The organism is Nocardia sp. GTS18, assembly GCF_013839555.1.
GTDB classification, from domain to species: domain Bacteria; phylum Actinomycetota; class Actinomycetes; order Mycobacteriales; family Mycobacteriaceae; genus Nocardia; species Nocardia rosealba.
The window spans coordinates 201,400-216,463 of sequence record NZ_JACBIU010000004.1 but is presented as its reverse complement, the minus strand read 5'-3'; the positions used below and the strand labels follow the sequence as shown (position 1 = coordinate 216,463).

The following is a 15,064-nucleotide window of genomic DNA, read 5'->3' as shown; positions in this document are numbered from 1 at the left end:
AGCAGACGCGTTCCGGGCGCGGCTCCCGATTCCCCCGGAACTGGCGCCGATCCGGTCCGACGCGAACACCGACTACTACGAGATCACCCAGCGCACAGCGCAACTCGACATCCTGCCCGGCGTACGCACCGAGGCGTGGACCTATCACGGCAGTTTCCCCGGACCGACGATCCGGGCACGGTCGGGTCGGGCGACCTCGGTGCGGCACCGCAATGAACTGCCGCACCCGACGGTGGTGCACCTGCACGGCGGACACACCCCCGCCGACAGCGACGGGTACCCGATGGATGCGATCCTGCCGGTCGGGGCAACGGCGGCGCCGCGGCACAGCGCCCACGGCCACGGTGCCGCGGCGACCACCGGCAACCTCGCCTACGGGGAACGCACCTACCTGTATCCGAACCGGCAACGCGCCGCGTCGCTGTGGTATCACGATCACCGGCACAGTTTCACCGGTCCCGCCGTGTGGCGGGGCTTGGCCGGTTTCCACCTCGTCGGCGACGAGATAGAGGATTCCTTGCCGCTGCCCCGCGGCGACCGTGACATTCCGCTGTTCATCTGCGACCGTTCCTTCGCCGAAGACGGTTCGTTCGCCTATCCGCTGATCGACCCCGACCTGCACACCCCCGGGGTCACCGATCGCTACATGAACGGTGTGCTCGGCGATGTGGTCCTGGTCAACGGTGCACCGTGGCCACGGCTCGAGGTGTCACCGGTGCGATACCGGTTCCGGCTGCTCAACGGATCGAACGCGCGCCGCTACCGGCTGACACTCGAACCCGGTTCCAGCGCAGAGCCTTTCGTGCAGATCGGCAGCGACGGTGGCCTTCTGGATCGTCCACTGCCGCACGACCACATCGACATCTCCCCCGGCGAACGTTTCGATGTGGTCATCGATTTCGCCGCGTACCCGCCCGGCACGTCGGTGCGTCTCCGCAACACTTTCGGCACCGGCCCGGCCGCCGACATCCTCCGCTTCGACATCACCGGCCCCACGCTGCACGACGACACCGCCGTCCCGGACCGCCTGGCCCCGATCGAACACCTCGACCCGGCGACCGCAGTCGCCGAGCGCACCTTCCTGTTCCAGCTCGGCCCGGGCGGCTGGTCCGTCAACGGCAGGCCGTACGAACCCGGCCGCGCACTGGCGGATCCGCGTCTCGACACCGTCGAGATCTGGCGTTTCATCACCGATGTCCACCATCCCGTCCATGTCCATCTCGACCCGTTCCAGGTCGTCTCCCGTAACAACCGCCCGCCTGGGCCCTTCGATGCGGGCTGGAAGGACACCGTCGACGTCCGTCCCGCCGAAGCCGTGGAAGTCGCGGTCCGCTTCACCGACTATCCGGGCCCGTTCATGCTGCACTGCCACAACCTCGAGCACGAGGACATGGCGATGATGGGAGATTTCGTGGTCAGGTAGGACGCGGGGCGTACATGATGATCGCGACGCCGAGCAGGCAGATTGTCGCCCCGATCATGTCCCAGCGGTCGGGGCGGAAGCCGTCCAATGCCATGCCCCAGAGCAGGGATCCGGCGACGAACACCCCGCCGTAGGCGGCCAGGATCCGCCCGAAATCGGCGTCGGGTTGCAGTGTGGCGACGAAACCGTAGAGGCCGAGGGCGATGACTCCGGCGCCGATCCAGGCCACACCCTTGTGTTCGCGCACGCCCTGCCAGACCAGCCAGGCGCCGCCGATCTCGGCAACGGCGGCCAGGGCGAACAGCAGGATGGAACGCAACACGGTCATGGGCGCACATCCCGAATACCGATCCGCGACGGTGACGAGGTTGCAGCGAATGCGAGTAAGCCGGTCCGCGCAGAGCTCACCCGGCCGCCCCGATCGCGGCCGAGGCGCGTGAGGCGAAGGCGTCGAGTACATCGACGTGGTTCGCCGGAACACCGACTCCCATCATCAAACCCTCCTCCTCGGCAGCGAAGTCGAAGGTGAAGAACGAGCAGCAGCGGCTCTCACGCCCGGCCAGCTCGCGCGCCACCGCCTCGGCACCCGGATCGAGGACCACGTCGAGCCGCGTCCGATCGCGACGTCGGATTGTGCGTGCAGAGCTGCGGAAAAGCTGGTCGAACTCGGCGACCCGGATCGGTTGCTCCGCCGTGGGCAGGGTGCACGCCGGAGACACCCACTCGCCCTGATCTGGTTGAAGCTGCATTCTTCGACGGTAACCCGGTACCGCGGTACCGGAAACAACCTTCGCCGAGCGTTGCGAGTGGTCAGCCGCAGAGCCCGCTGGTGAGCCAGGCGCCCATGCCCGTGGCGGCCGGGGTGCCGGTGTAGGAGTAGGTGAAGGCGCGGCCCGCGGTGGTGGCGCCTGCGAGGGCGCTGAAGCCGCGGACGTTGCCGTTATGGCCGACGAAGCGGGTGCCGCAAGGGAGCTGGGCGTAGCCGATGCCGAGTCCGTAGGACATTCCGTTGCCTTCGCCCATGTCGACGCCGTCGAGCATGTCGCGCAACTGGGCGGGCGGAACCACCTGGCCCGACACCAGTGCGAGGTAGAAGCGGTTCAGGTCGGCGCCGGTACTGACCAGGGCGCCCGAGGCCCACGGCAGGGACGGTTCCATGAGGGTTTCGTCGGTGACGTTTCCGTCGACCGTGGTGTAGCCGGACAGGTGGGGTCGGCGCAGACCGGTTTCGCCGGTGGCGGGCAGGTAGGTGTGCGTCAGGCCGAGCGGGGTGATGATGCGGTCGGCGAGCTCGGTGGCGTACGAGCGACCGGTGACGGCCTCGATCAGCATCCCCGCTACCAGGTAGTTGGTGTTGTTGTACTGGAAGCGGGTGCCGGGGGCCGACTCGGCGGGCGACTGCAGGATGATCGCCATCTCCTCCTCCGGTGTGAAGGTGCGGCCGACGACGGCCGCCTGGTGCTCCGTCAGTTCGAACGAACGCGGAACCGGCAATCCGCTGCGGTGACCGAGGAGCTGACGAACCGTGATCGCCTGCCCGTCCACGCCGTCACCACGAAGCAAACCCGGCAGGTACTTCTCCACCGGCGCATCCAGCACCACCCACCCCTCGGCGACCAACTGCAAGACCACCGCCGCCGTGAACGTCTTGGTGATGCTGCCGACCCGCACGTAATGCGGTCGATCATCAGGAATCGGTGCGCCCTCGACGAGATCGGCGACCCCGGCGCTCATCACCGCCGTCGCACCGTTGTCGGTCAGGGTCGCGACGGCGCCGACGGCTCCGGACTGCACCAATCCGGCAAGGTCTGCCCGCACCGAGTCCAGCCGTGCGGGCGCGACGGCGGGCGCCTCCGCGGAGCTCGTAGTACAGCTCGTCAGCAACAAGGCGATGGTGCAGATCGGCAGGATCAACGTACGTGTCAGCATGAGCAGACAGTAGAAAGCCGTGGCACACAGGCACATTGGACTGCGGTACTACCCTGCTGTCAGACTGCCGTACCCCCGGGGAGGTGTCAGCAGGCGGTATAGACGAAGACCCGTGTTCCCGGCGGATACGGTGGGCGGCATGAAGGGTAAGGGGAGAATCTTGGCGGACGAAGTTGCGGGGATGTCCGTGCGGCAGCGGATGCGGACGTTGGCGGTCGAAGCTCGACGCTCGGCCGGGACCGCCGAGTCGACGAGGCTGCTCGACGAGATGGCGGCGCGGGGTCGTGCCGGGGCGCGGACGGCGAGTCTTCTGGCGGTCGTCGGTGAGCAGCGCGATTATCTTCTGGCACAGCTTGATTCGGCGGATCAGGAGATCGCGTCCCGCGCTCTGACGGGATTGATCCGCCTCGGGGTCGATCCCGCGGTGGTCGTCGACAGATTGCCGGACGCCGCACAACGAACCCGCAAGAGCATCCGCCGGGCGCTCGCGCGCGGTGACCGCCGGGAAATCGCGGATGCGCTGATTCCCACGCTACGGACGTTGTACGGGGACGCGGAGGCGGCACGGGTCCTGCCTTCGTGTTCGCCCGATGTGGTCACCGAATGGCTGCCGACGCTCGCGTATGCGGTAGCGAACCGGACTACCTTGTCCAGCAAGCACATCGGTGTCGTCTTCGATTTCGTCGAGGCACGGTCAGGGCAAGCGGACCGCGCCGAGTGGCGAGAACTGTGGGCATGGGTCACCGCGAGCCCGGTCGCCGCGGCGGATTACGCACCCGACCGATTGCTCGCCCTGGCCGCGGCAGCCATCGATTTCGTCCCGGTGACAACACTGAACCCGGTCGTCGGAAAACTCGCACGCCACGACCCGCGCGCAGTTCATCGACTGATGCTGCATCCGAGCGGGAACGGCCGCGCGCTGGCCGGCCCCGCGTTGTGGCGGGCAATGCGATCGCTGTCCGACGACGAACTGCGCCAGGCATATCTCGGCACCCGGTCGAAGCGCGAATTCCTGCGCGCACTTCCACCGTCGCGACGCGCCGCGATCGCCGGAGCCGACCTCGCGCGGCCGGGCTCGGCGCCCGCAACGGTGGATCTCGCCCTGCTCGACATGATTCCCGGTCCAGCTCGGGCAGCGATCGCCCGCGAACTCCTGTCCCGGCCCGGCGGCACCGACATACCGGATGTCACCGACAGGCTCACCGCACGACTCACCTGGGCGGAAGCCGAACCGCCGCTGACCGCAGCCATCCGGCGCCCGACCGCCGACGAGCGTGCCACCGCCTACCCGCAACTCGTCACGGCGGCGGTGGGAAGTCGCGATCCATCGGTCATCACCGAACTGCTGTCCCTGTTGACGCGGTTGCGCAACGAACAGGATCCGGTCCGAACCAGCGCACTCGGCGCGGTCGCCGACATCCCGATGTCGCTGTTCACCACCGACCACCTGCCAGGCATCGAGCGACTCGCCACCGACGCACTGCAAGCACGCGACCGATCGTGGAATACCTCGAACGCGGTCGGCACCCTCGCGCGCACACTGCTGCTGCACGGCGGTATCACCTCCGAACCGGCGTTCACCGAGGCCGCGCTCCGCATCATGGGCAGGCTCGCCGACCTGTCGATCCACCCGAATCTGTCCGGATTGCACCGCAATCTGCCCCGCGGGGCCGAACAGCGGATTCTCACGACGCTGCTCCCCCGGCTCGAATCCGCTGCGGAGCGGGAACGCTGGGGACTGTGCCTGAGTTTGGCCGACGGGCTCGAACACCGCGCCTTCGACCTGCCCGAACTCCAACGGCTGATCCTGCGCGCCTGTTCCGCGTCCTCGGACACGACTGTCCGCCAGGCTGTTCGGCTCGCACTCGCCGCACCGGCCACCCGCGACACCCACCTCGACGAACTGCTCGCCCGCGATCGTTCCCTGATCACACTGCCGCTGGTCCAGTCGCTGATCGGCGAGCGCCGCACCGATCTGCTCGACACCCTGCTCAACACCAGGACACCTGGCCGGTTCCTGTCGGGGAAAGTGGTGTTCGTGCCGATGTTCGTCACCGGGTTCCACCGGTGGTCACCGCACCACATCGACCGCTACGCCCGACTGCTCTACGACTACGCACGCGGCCGCAAGACCACGCCGTACGAGCGAGCCTCGGCGATCCGCCAACTCGGCCGTCTGCCCGGCAGTCTCGCTCGGGTGACGTGGTTCGTCGACAACGGCGAACTCGTCGATGCCGAGGCCGCGCTCACCGCACTCGGCACCAGCGACGAGCCGGCAGCCGCCATCAGCGTCCTGGCCCGGCATGTGGGCGACGATCGCGCCCGCGTCGCGGTGAGCAGTATCGCCACCTGCGCGAAGTGGATAGCACCGGCTCGGTTGTCGAGAACCGTCGCACCGCTGCTCGAGTCGCCGAAGATCACCGCGCGCAAGGAAGCGATCCGGCTCCTCGCCGAATTGCGGGCCCCTGACGCGTTGCCGATCATCGCCGGGCTCGTTACCCGTCCCGATGCGCACCGCGACGTGCGACGCGCGGCCGTGTTCGCCACCCGTTTCCTCCTCGACCACGACCAGACGTGGGCACTGCTCGACGACGCCGCAGCCGATCTCGAGGTAGCAGGCGCCGTCCTCGACATCGGCCCCGCCTTGCTACCGGTCCCGCAGCGGCAACGGTTCGCGGCGCTCGTACGCGACCTGGCCGCCGCTGACGACCCACGCGTGGCCGCCGCCGCGCTCAACGCACTGGGTTCGTGGCAGCGTTGGTGGGCGCCGGGCACCCGCGAGGTGATCGTCGACCGGCTCACCGACCTCGAATCGATCGGCACCTGGGTAGCCGCGATGCGCGCCCTGTTGGCGGGTGTCCGAACCGACGGCGACCCGGCGGCGGTGATCGAGGCCGTCCGCAGATTGCGCAGCTCCGATTTCAGCGCCGTCGACCGGGATATCGCCGCGCACCAACGTCTTACGAAGTTGCTGCACTGGTTCATGACGGTCGTCCGCAACCACCCCACGAGCCCGCGTGCGTTCTCCGCGCCGGTCGTCGCCGCATTGGCCGACGACCCGATCTGGCACGACCAGGTCATCGAACTGACCGTGGTGGCAATCCGCTGGACCGACCCCGCCGGTGTCCTCACGACCCTCGACGAGGTCGCCCGCTATGCCACCGGAGCCCTGATCACCCGACCGGCCCATCACCTCGGCCAACGGCTCAACTCCGAACTCGACACCACTCCACCGACGACGTTTCTCACGATCAGCACCGAACTCGCCCGCAGCCAAGCACCTTCCACCGCATTGGCCGCACTCGCCATCGTCGACCGCTACGCAGGAAAGTTCGGCTGGTCACCGGAGTGGGCTCGATTGCTGACAGCATTGCGCGCCCACCCCGACCCCGATGTCCGTCGTACCGCCCACACTGTCTTCATGGCTCCGGAGTAGCCACGAAACGAGGCTCATTCGGGTGAGCAACCGTGCTCACGGCTCGTCGAGCACTTCTTGCAGGCGGGCGGCGAAAGTGGCTGGTTCGTTGACGAATCCGGTGTGGTCGCCGGGGAACAGGACCGGGTCGACGCCGAGCGCCGAGGCCAGTTGGCGGGCGGTGCGGTCGCAGAGCTGGCCGGTGGAGTCGGTGCCGATACCGACGATGACGCGGGTGGGGATCGTGCGGAGCAGGGGCGGATCGGGCACCCATGCGGTGGTGTGGCGCAGTTCGTGGATGAGCCAGTAGCGTTCGCTCGCCACCTGGCGCGGGTCGCGCTCGGCGCCGAACATCTGCTCGAGGACCGGGTCGGGAATCGGAATGTCGGCTTGGGCGAAGAACTTCCGCCACGCGCCGAGCACATCGCCGTCGGTGTAGGTGGCGATGATGTCGTCGGTACGGGCCCGCTGAGCGTCGGCGTCGGGGAGCAGTTCGCGCAGCGGGGGTTCGTGGGCGACGACCGTGGTGACCAGGTCGGGGTGATTCTGGGCCAGGGCGAGCGCGGACACGGCGCCGCCGCTGGAACCGAACACCACCGCCGGGCCCGCGTCGAGATGGGTGACGAGCCGGGCCAGGTCGTCGGCGCGGGCCGCGACGGTGGAGTCCTGATCCGGGTCGTTCAGGGAGCTGGCGTTGTGGCCGCGCGGGTCGGTGGTGAGGACCGTGTTGGTGGTGGCGAGCTGCTCGGCCAGCGGGGCGAACGCGGCGGCGTTCATCGGTGCGCCGACGAGCACCATCAGCGGTCCCGACCCCCTGACCTCGTAGTACAAACGGGCATCAGGCACCACGAGGGTGCCGGTGGTGACGGCGGAACTGGCGGTCATGAGCCTCTCCCGGATCTCGGCCTACAGGTAGCACCCATAAAGACGGTGCCCGCCGCCAGAACTCATCGCTGCCCGCGAAAAACTTTTGTGAACTCAGTTGTAGGACTTCGCCACCCCGTCGAGCAGGTTCTCGAGCGTCTCGTACGCGGGCACGTCGACCACGTCGATCAGGTCGGCGGGAACCGGCACCTTGCGCTCGGCGGCCACGGCGGTGAACTGCGCGTTGTCGCCCGTGCGGAAACCGTGTTCGGCGGCGAGACGGCGCAGTTCGGCGTTCTCGGTGAGCAGCTTGCCGATACGGTCGCCGGTATCGGTGAACGGGACCAGCGTGTGGCTCGACAGCACAGTCGGTGTCGGATAGGCGAGAACCATGTCGTCGGTGATGCGTCCCTGCCCCGCGGCCTCGACGAACTGGGCCTCGTAGATGCACACCATCGGCGTCGGCCCCATCCCGTTGGTCAGGTACTGGGTGAAGGGCCCTTCGCTGCTGTTGTCGGTGTAGCCCTGGGCGAGGAACAGTTTCGACAGCGTCGGCAGCACATGCTGTTCGGCGGTGCCGCCGCGCACGATGGTGTGATCGTTGGCCACATAGCCGGCGATCGCCATGTACATCGCGGCGGAGTTCGAGGTACGCGGGTCGGTGGTGGAGACCAGGATGTTCTTGGCCACCGGGTAGGTCGTGTTGCCGGGCAGGTCGTCCCACTGCACACCCTGGGCGGTGAGCTCGAGGTAGCGCTGCATGTCGAAGGTCGCAACGGGGCCGGGCTTGATCACGCCTGCCGCGGTGAGCAGGTCGGCGATCGGCCGGTAGGTGGCGATCGCGATCGGCGAGGAGAACGGCGTGTACCCGGCCGTGACGTTGCGCAACCGCTGAATGCGTTCGGCGGCGGGCTTGCTCGACGGAAACGCGAAATCGAAGCTGTCGAGGTTCACCTCGGTGGCGATCTGCCGCGATCCCGCGGGCTGCACCTCCACCCGGATCCCGTTGTCGGTGAGCACCTGCACGACCCGTTCGTCGGCGAAGAACGACATCTTCTCCGACCCGACCACACCGCGCACCACCGTGACCGCGCCGACCGGTGCGGCGGCCGGGCTTTCGGCGCTGCTCGGCCACAGCGTCATCCCGGCGGCCACGATCGCCACCGCCCCGACCGCACCGACCGACAGCGAAACGAGCTTCCGCCTGCTCACCGACGGCGCCGCGGGCTCCTCCTCGGCGGCGACCGGTTCGGCCGGCTGTTCGGTGGGGGCAGGGCGCGCGGTGGGCGCGGGCACGCGCACGGTCGGGTCGGAATCGGCGAGTTCGTTGCGCACGATCCGCTCCACCAGGATCGGCACGAACTCCCGGATCGGCTTGCCCTCGAAGCGGGTGTGCGCGGCACCGACTGCCGAGGTCACCTGCTCGACGGGCACATTGTCCGACAGATCTTCGACCAGGCTTTCGGTCATGCGCCGCATGGCCTGCTTCTCACGTTCGACGGCATCGGCAGCTACGCCGGGGATTACGCGCGACACCACAATTCTCCTGGTCATACTTCGGGCTGCGGACGCGGCGCGCGGCGACCTGCGCACGCCGCGGGCCACGCTACCGGCGCGCAGCACAGTTACCCCAGCTGTGAACGGCCCGGCACGCAGAGTTCAGCACCCGCTCCGCTTCCGGCAACGTCATGTTGTCCGGATGTTCGTCCACCGCCGCGAAAAGTGCACTGCGGGTGTGGGTTTCGGGGTCAGCGGTCGGCGACGGCCTGTGTGTTCACCGTCGGTGCGGGTGCGGTGGCGGTGTGTGTGGCCCGCACGATACCGGCGGCGAGCAGGTCGAGCACGCCGATCACGATCAGTCCGCCGCCTGCCATCGTCGCCAGGCCGGTGACGGTCTTGAAGGTCATGGCGATGATCGTGATGCCGATCGCGAGGGTGCCGAGCCCGCAGAGCTCGGCGGTCCAGCTGTCGGCGCGATCGTCGTCCCACACCGCGACGAGTGCGAGCACGATCCCCCGCACCGTCCACCCGAGCCCGATCCACAGCGCGAGCAATTCGATGTTCCCACCACTGAACGCCAGCACGGCCAGCACCGACGTGAGGGCGGCACTCACCAGTACCAGCACCCGAAGCAGGAACCCGATCCGCGCCCACAGTGCCAGGAACCCTTGCACGAGCGCGCTGATCACCAGGGCGATCCCGAAGATCAGTGCCAGCGTCGATTCGTCGCGCCCGGGCCACAGCAACGTCACCACCCCGAGCACGAACGACGCCCCGCCCGCGATCACCATCGCCTGCCGGGTCCCCCCGCTGTGCTGCCCCTCCCCGTCGGTCAAGGACATGCCGCCCACCCTATGCCCGTGGAGCCCCGGTGCGGCTCAACCACCGTGGCGTGGCGCCGCCTACGGGCGTCGTGCGTACTGATCCACCAGCGCGGCGCACCGACAACGCCCGCTACCTCGGACCGGCGTCCTGAACTATCGCTTCCTCGAGACGTGCATGGTGATCCTCGCGGTGACGAAGGCGTTGGCGTCGGCATCGAGGACGTCGACCGGGACGACGAGTTCGGTGGGGTCGTCGCCGAATTCGGGGATCGGGTCGAGGTGGGCGACGGCGGTGACGGCTGTGGTGGCCTTGGATTTGTATTCCACGGTCATCCCGACCGGGATCCAGCGGTGGGTGGCCGGGATGGTCGCGTCGGTCATCATGCCGCCGGCGAGTTCGGCCATATTGCAGGACGCGATGGCGTGGTAGGTGCCCAGGTGGTTGTGGACGCTGCGACGGTTGGGTGCGGTGACCCGGCACAGTCCGGGACGCAACTCCTGGATCAGGGGGTGCACGCTGCGGAAGTAGGGCGCTTTGAAACACAGCGCCTGCGTGAACAGCCAGTTGCCGAAAGGCAGGCGTCGCAGCGTGTTCCAGAGCGCGAGGTTGGTACTGGCCGCCTCGGTGGTCATGGTCGGCATCCTCCGGTCTCGTCTCAGCGCAGGGCCGCGGTGACGGCGGCGTACATGGTGTTCTTGATGGCGGCGAGAGTGCCGGGGTTCTTGCCGAGGATCGGGGTGAGCTTGGCGGCGGAGTCGGCGACGAGCTCGGCTTCGGTGGCCGTGGCGTCGACGAGCCCGGCGGCGAGGGCATCCGGACCGGAGAAGCGGTGACCGGTGGTCATCGCCGTGACCGCGGCCTGCGGGCCGAGTTTGGCCTGGATGAGAGCGGCCATGCCGGGGGTGAAGGGGATGTTGATGTCGACCTCGGGGAAGCAGTAGTAGCCGCGGTCCGCACGCATGATCCGGAAGTCGTGGGCGATGGCCAGCATGGCGCCCGCGCCGAAGGCGTGGCCGTTGACGGCGGCGACGGTCGGCAGCGGGAACGTGAGGATGCGGGCGAACAGTTCCTGAACTCGGCCGACGTACCATTCGCCTCGGTCGCCGTTGGCCATCAGCCATTCCAGGTCGAGCCCGTTGGAGTAGAACTTGCCGCTGCCGACGGTGATCAGGCCCTGCGCTTCCTGCTCGATGGTGTCGAGCTGGGCGTTCACGCTGTCGATCCAGTCCGGGGAGAACCGGTTTTCGTTGTCACCGAGGGCGAGCACGGCGATCTTGTCCTCGTAATGCACTGTCGCGGTCATGGTGTTGCCTCTCATTTCGTGGGGGTGGAGTCGTCAAGGGGCAGGGCGAGAACGGCGCGAACGGCGGCGGCAAGGCGTTGGCGCACTGCGGTGTCGGGTTCACGACGGCCACGCAGCAGCAGGGCGGTCGGCAGTTCGACCACGCAATCGCGGACAACGGTCACCGCTTCCCGATCACCTCGCCCGTAGACGCCGCGCGCCAAGTCGACCAGCAGTCCGGTGAGCAGGTCGTCGAGCCGTTGCAGTTCTTCGGCGATGTCGCCGGGGATCTCGCTCGATCCGAGCAGTTCCTGCCTGGACACGGTCAGCAGGAAACGCCCCGACACCGGGTGCTCCAGCAGGAATTCAGCCGGTGTATCGGCGGCCGCAACCACCGCTTCGATCGCATGTTCCGGCGCGGAACTGGTCGCCAACGCCCGGTCGACAGCTCGACGTTGCAGCTCGAGGAACCGTTGCGCGGCGCGCAGCCAGGTGCGGCCCAGCAGCCCGGCGCGCGACCCGAAGGCGTGATAGATCGCCCCGTTCGACACGCCGGTCGCCTCCGACAGCGCCCGCACAGTGACAGCAGCGGGACCGGAGTCGACGGCCATTGCTTCGGCGGCATCCAGCAGGTGATCGAGATCGTGTATCCGGGGGCGCGGCATGAACCGAGATTAACAGAGCATGCGCTCTGTAACAATTCACGAGGCAGGAGCTCCAAAGCTCCTTACATGACGAAGACAAGGGGGTGGATAGAGAGCGATCACTCCGATATGGCCATTATCGACGCCTCGGCGTCGTTCTGATACATTTTGTTTCATAGTTGTGAAACAGCTTGTATCGAAAAACGGAGTCGAATGAGACCACCTGATCCGCGCGTCGAGCGCAGCCGCAGTTCCGCCCTCGCGTCAGCGCGCGAACTGCTGGTCGAACAGGGCCTGGCGGGGCTCACTCACGGCGCGGTCGCGGCCCACAGCGGAGTCAGCCGCGCCACGCTGTACCGGCACTGGCCCGAACCGGCCGATCTCGTCCGCGATGCGGTTGCCGGGCATATCGCGGCGGTGCGGCCCGAACCGACCGGCGACCTACGCGCAGATCTGCTCGCCGTGCTTTCCGTGACGCGCGCGATGCTCCACGAACCGGTGATGGAACAGGCCATGCGCGTCATCATCGAAAGAGCCGGAGTGGATCCGCGTTTCGCGGAGGTCAAGGTGAGGCTGTACCGGTCCGGAACCGGAGCGGTGCGCGCGATCCTGGCCGATGCCATCGCTCGCGCCGAACTACCGGCGGGACTGGACATCGATCTCGCCGTCGATCAATTGCACGGCCCGTTGTTCTTCCGTCGGCTCGTGGCCCATCGAACGTTCGATCTCGATTACGTGCGTCGCGTCGTCGACGAATTCCTGCGTTCTCACCAGCCCCAAAGCCCACGCCTGCAAGGACACTCATGATCCCGCTCGGAAACGCCGCCCGCCTGCTCGCCGGAGTCGTCGCGCTCGCCACGATATTCGGGGCGCTACTCGCTGATTTCCTGATCCCGGCCGGCGCGGCACAACACCTGCGAAACGACGCCTGGCCCCCACACGCGAAGTTCCACGATGCCCAATACATCGTCATGTCGCTGTTGCTCGGCGTCATCGCACTGGTTCTGCTGATGCGACGGGGCGGCGACCGATTTCCCACGCTCGGCTGGGCCTGCGCGGTCCTCGCCGTTCCGTGGCTCGCGCTCCTCGGCGCACTGCTCTTCCCCGGCACGGCCATCCAGGACCCTGAGTTCGACAATCCGTCGGCACTCGGCCTGCACCCCCAGATACTCCTGTCGCTGATCCTGCTGGCCCTCCTGCTTGCTGCCGTTGCGCTCGCCGCCAGGCAACGACCGGGCGCGGCAGCGGAACCGAGGCGTGCTGACTCCGATCGAGGCGAATTCGGGGCGTGAAGATTCAGAAGAACCAGCCCAGTTCGGGCGCGCGCGGTGTCGTGAAGGCTTCGGTGAAAGCGGCTAGGGCGGAGGGGTTTTCGGAGTGTAGGCGATGGGCGGTGGCGTAGGCGGTGGCTCGGTGGGCGCCGAAGTAGAGGCCGGCGAGAACGTTGATGTCGCACGTCAGGACGGGGCGGCGCGTGGTCGGGGCGCATTCGGCGTGACCGTCGCGGATGTGCAGGGCGAAGGTGCCGCCCGCGTCGCGGAAAGGATCGTGGACCGCGATGACCGTGTCGAGGTCGTGGCGGTAGGTGCGCGCGGTGAGGGCGGCGGGAATGTCCATGAGGCGGGCCCACAGGGAATCGCCACGGTTGGTCAGCTGGACGGCGCGCGGGTTCGTCAGGAAATAGGGCAGCGGGTCGTCGTCGGCGACGTTGGCTTCGACGGTGTCGACAAGATCCATGCCGAGCAGGACCCGCCACAGTGCGATGTGGGCCTCCGTAGTGACGGCGCGCCATTCGGCTACGACGACGGCCGATTTGCCGTCGTCGTAGCGGCGGCGATACAGGACGTAACCGTCGGCGTGGAGCAGCACGAACAGGGAGGTGGCGTGCCCGCGATGGCGTTGCGGATCGGTGAAGACGAGGTCCCATTTCGCGTCGGGACGCCGCTGGGCACCGGGTGTGCGGGCTTGCCATCGGTCGTAGACGGCACGGATGTGGTCGGCGGCCTCGGCGAGGGTGCTGAGCACGACGCCACCGGGATCCGGTGTGCCGGGGCGGAACTCCGCCTTGTGCCGATCCACGACCACCGTGTTGTCGAAAATCGCCGTCTCGTACCCGAACCGGCCGTAGATCGAGCCTTCACTGGCCGTGAAGATCGTCAGCGGCAGCCCGTCCGCCTCGGTGCGTTCGTGTTGCGCCGCATACAGGGCGCGCAGGATGCCGCGCCGCCGATGCGTCGGCGCCACCGCCACGCCCGACACGCCGCAAGCCCGCACGCTGCGCTCCCCCGGCACCGTGACGCTCATGGTGATGTCGACCGTGTGCCCGACGATCCGATCGCCGTCGACCGCCACCAACGACCTTTCCGCCGGGAAGATCCGCAGCTTGTGCTCGAGCTCGGCCTCCTCGTACCGCATCCCGAACCCGGTCTCCTGCAACAGCACGATCGCCTCCGCGTCCGCGCGAGTAGCTTCCCGTATCCGAATCGTCTGCACCGAAGTCATGCACCGCACCCTCCCACGCCGGGGCGCCGATCACACCTGATTTTCCTCCGGCGCCGTTGCGCGCGTCCGCACGCTGACGACTTCCACCACCGAGCGACGCACGCCGGCAAGCACATACGGTGCGGCGACCGCACCCACCGCATCGGGCAGCGGGTCAACGGGGAGGCGATGGACGCGTAGCGTCAGGTCGGATGACACCGGCAGATCGGTGTGGGTGTCGGTGTCGATCGGCTGTACCGAGTTGTCCGGCAAGTCGACCCGACGCACCTGCACCGCGGAGTCGACGGTATCGCTGTAGTTCTGGGCCTGAGCGGTCGCCCGACCGGCGAGGAGGTCGACGACGGCGTTCACCGCCACCGGATCCCGGGTGGCGTCGTAAGCCCATCGCCGCCCGAGGACACCGTGTTCCATGGTGCCGACCAAGGCTTCGTCGGCGCCGTGCAGTGGCGCACCTCGGTACGTCAGCGGGACATGGTAGAGCTGCGGGCCGGTGGCCGAGTCGTCGATCAGGAGCAGGAATTCGATGCCGACCACGCCGTCGGGATCGTCGAGCCGGAAACCGCCCGCCTTGCTCAGGCGCGGGGTGGTGCCGCGATACCACCGTCGTGTCGGCAACCATGCTTCGAGCAGCTCGAGCTTGCTCGGGGTCAGGGTGGTCTGATGAACGATCGCCATATCGC

General features: G+C 67.9%; 15 protein-coding genes. 4 read left to right on the top strand and 11 right to left on the bottom strand.

The features are described 5' to 3' along the window. Positions 1–28: 28 nt before the first annotated feature. Positions 29–1,423 (top strand): multicopper oxidase domain-containing protein, encoded by a 1,395-nt coding sequence (locus tag HYG95_RS07350; protein WP_181697275.1) that lies wholly within the window; start codon positions 29–31, stop codon positions 1,421–1,423. Here the strand turns inward: HYG95_RS07350 and HYG95_RS07345 are convergent. From HYG95_RS07345 to HYG95_RS07335, 3 genes are all read right to left on the bottom strand, one after another. Beyond that, positions 1,416–1,751, bottom strand: coding sequence for a YnfA family protein (locus HYG95_RS07345; RefSeq protein ID WP_181697233.1), 336 nt, complete (start codon positions 1,749–1,751; stop codon positions 1,416–1,418). The genes HYG95_RS07350 and HYG95_RS07345 overlap by 8 nt on opposite strands. A 76-nt stretch (positions 1,752–1,827) precedes the next feature. Beyond that, entirely contained in the window at positions 1,828–2,172 is a 345-nt protein-coding gene (locus HYG95_RS07340; RefSeq protein WP_181697232.1) for a hypothetical protein, read from the bottom strand. A 61-nt stretch (positions 2,173–2,233) separates the two neighbouring features. After that, positions 2,234–3,352, bottom strand: a complete 1,119-nt coding sequence (locus HYG95_RS07335) for a serine hydrolase (protein WP_181697231.1) — start codon at positions 3,350–3,352, stop codon at positions 2,234–2,236. A 181-nt stretch (positions 3,353–3,533) separates the two neighbouring features. Between HYG95_RS07335 and HYG95_RS07330 the strand changes: the two genes are divergently transcribed. Beyond that, positions 3,534–6,788 carry a hypothetical protein gene (locus HYG95_RS07330; RefSeq protein WP_181697230.1) on the top strand — a complete coding sequence of 1,085 codons (3,255 nt, stop codon included), beginning with the start codon at positions 3,534–3,536 and terminating at the stop codon, positions 6,786–6,788. Positions 6,789–6,824: 36 nt separating this feature from the next. Here HYG95_RS07330 and HYG95_RS07325 read toward each other — a convergent pair whose 3' ends face one another. The 6 genes from HYG95_RS07325 to HYG95_RS07300 form a co-directional block, all read right to left on the bottom strand. Then, the gene (locus tag HYG95_RS07325) at positions 6,825–7,652 is read right to left on the bottom strand and encodes an alpha/beta fold hydrolase (RefSeq protein ID WP_181697229.1); all 828 of its coding nucleotides are present in this window, start codon (positions 7,650–7,652) and stop codon (positions 6,825–6,827) included. Between the two features lie 93 nt (positions 7,653–7,745). Continuing rightward, positions 7,746–9,167 (bottom strand): three-helix bundle dimerization domain-containing protein, encoded by a 1,422-nt coding sequence (locus HYG95_RS07320; RefSeq protein WP_370465710.1) that lies wholly within the window; start codon positions 9,165–9,167, stop codon positions 7,746–7,748. Positions 9,168–9,379: 212 nt separating this feature from the next. Continuing rightward, entirely contained in the window at positions 9,380–9,973 is a 594-nt protein-coding gene (locus tag HYG95_RS07315; RefSeq protein WP_181697228.1) for a DUF308 domain-containing protein, read from the bottom strand. Positions 9,974–10,108: 135 nt separating this feature from the next. Continuing rightward, on the bottom strand, positions 10,109–10,597 hold the full coding sequence (locus tag HYG95_RS07310; protein ID WP_220139157.1) for a hotdog fold domain-containing protein: 489 nt from the start codon (positions 10,595–10,597) through the stop codon (positions 10,109–10,111). 14 nt (positions 10,598–10,611) lie between these two features. Then, positions 10,612–11,259 carry an enoyl-CoA hydratase-related protein gene (locus HYG95_RS07305; RefSeq protein WP_181697226.1) on the bottom strand — a complete coding sequence of 216 codons (648 nt, stop codon included), beginning with the start codon at positions 11,257–11,259 and terminating at the stop codon, positions 10,612–10,614. Positions 11,260–11,270: 11 nt separating this feature from the next. Further along, positions 11,271–11,903: a TetR/AcrR family transcriptional regulator gene (locus HYG95_RS07300; RefSeq protein WP_181697225.1), complete on the bottom strand. Its 633-nt coding sequence runs from the start codon at positions 11,901–11,903 to the stop codon at positions 11,271–11,273. A gap of 192 nt (positions 11,904–12,095) precedes the next feature. Between HYG95_RS07300 and HYG95_RS07295 the strand changes: the two genes are divergently transcribed. After that, positions 12,096–12,689, top strand: coding sequence for a TetR/AcrR family transcriptional regulator (locus tag HYG95_RS07295; protein ID WP_181697224.1), 594 nt, complete (start codon positions 12,096–12,098; stop codon positions 12,687–12,689). Further along, positions 12,686–13,174, top strand: a complete 489-nt coding sequence (locus tag HYG95_RS07290) for a DUF6640 family protein (RefSeq protein WP_181697223.1) — start codon at positions 12,686–12,688, stop codon at positions 13,172–13,174. The genes HYG95_RS07295 and HYG95_RS07290 overlap by 4 nt, the downstream gene beginning before the upstream one ends. A gap of 4 nt (positions 13,175–13,178) precedes the next feature. Here HYG95_RS07290 and HYG95_RS07285 read toward each other — a convergent pair whose 3' ends face one another. Further along, positions 13,179–14,384 carry a GNAT family N-acetyltransferase gene (locus HYG95_RS07285; protein ID WP_181697222.1) on the bottom strand — a complete coding sequence of 402 codons (1,206 nt, stop codon included), beginning with the start codon at positions 14,382–14,384 and terminating at the stop codon, positions 13,179–13,181. A 30-nt stretch (positions 14,385–14,414) separates the two neighbouring features. Beyond that, positions 14,415–15,059: a 1,4-alpha-glucan branching protein gene (locus tag HYG95_RS07280; RefSeq protein ID WP_181697221.1), complete on the bottom strand. Its 645-nt coding sequence runs from the start codon at positions 15,057–15,059 to the stop codon at positions 14,415–14,417. Positions 15,060–15,064: the final 5 nt, after the last annotated feature.

What these genes read in the sequence shown, in the direction of transcription:
- HYG95_RS07315 (WP_181697228.1), bottom strand. Translation starts at nt 9,973, where the DNA reads ATGTCCTTGACCGACGGGGAGGGGCAGCACAGCGGGGGGACCCGGCAG.
- HYG95_RS07330 (WP_181697230.1), top strand. Translation starts at nt 3,534, where the DNA reads ATGTCCGTGCGGCAGCGGATGCGGACGTTGGCGGTCGAAGCTCGACGC.
- HYG95_RS07280 (WP_181697221.1), bottom strand. Translation starts at nt 15,059, where the DNA reads ATGGCGATCGTTCATCAGACCACCCTGACCCCGAGCAAGCTCGAGCTG.
- HYG95_RS07300 (WP_181697225.1), bottom strand. Translation starts at nt 11,903, where the DNA reads ATGCCGCGCCCCCGGATACACGATCTCGATCACCTGCTGGATGCCGCC.
- HYG95_RS07325 (WP_181697229.1), bottom strand. Translation starts at nt 7,652, where the DNA reads ATGACCGCCAGTTCCGCCGTCACCACCGGCACCCTCGTGGTGCCTGAT.
- HYG95_RS07345 (WP_181697233.1), bottom strand. Translation starts at nt 1,751, where the DNA reads ATGACCGTGTTGCGTTCCATCCTGCTGTTCGCCCTGGCCGCCGTTGCC.
- HYG95_RS07335 (WP_181697231.1), bottom strand. Translation starts at nt 3,352, where the DNA reads ATGCTGACACGTACGTTGATCCTGCCGATCTGCACCATCGCCTTGTTG.
- HYG95_RS07295 (WP_181697224.1), top strand. Translation starts at nt 12,096, where the DNA reads ATGAGACCACCTGATCCGCGCGTCGAGCGCAGCCGCAGTTCCGCCCTC.
- HYG95_RS07340 (WP_181697232.1), bottom strand. Translation starts at nt 2,172, where the DNA reads ATGCAGCTTCAACCAGATCAGGGCGAGTGGGTGTCTCCGGCGTGCACC.
- HYG95_RS07305 (WP_181697226.1), bottom strand. Translation starts at nt 11,259, where the DNA reads ATGACCGCGACAGTGCATTACGAGGACAAGATCGCCGTGCTCGCCCTC.
- HYG95_RS07285 (WP_181697222.1), bottom strand. Translation starts at nt 14,384, where the DNA reads ATGACTTCGGTGCAGACGATTCGGATACGGGAAGCTACTCGCGCGGAC.
- HYG95_RS07290 (WP_181697223.1), top strand. Translation starts at nt 12,686, where the DNA reads ATGATCCCGCTCGGAAACGCCGCCCGCCTGCTCGCCGGAGTCGTCGCG.
- HYG95_RS07310 (WP_220139157.1), bottom strand. Translation starts at nt 10,597, where the DNA reads ATGCCGACCATGACCACCGAGGCGGCCAGTACCAACCTCGCGCTCTGG.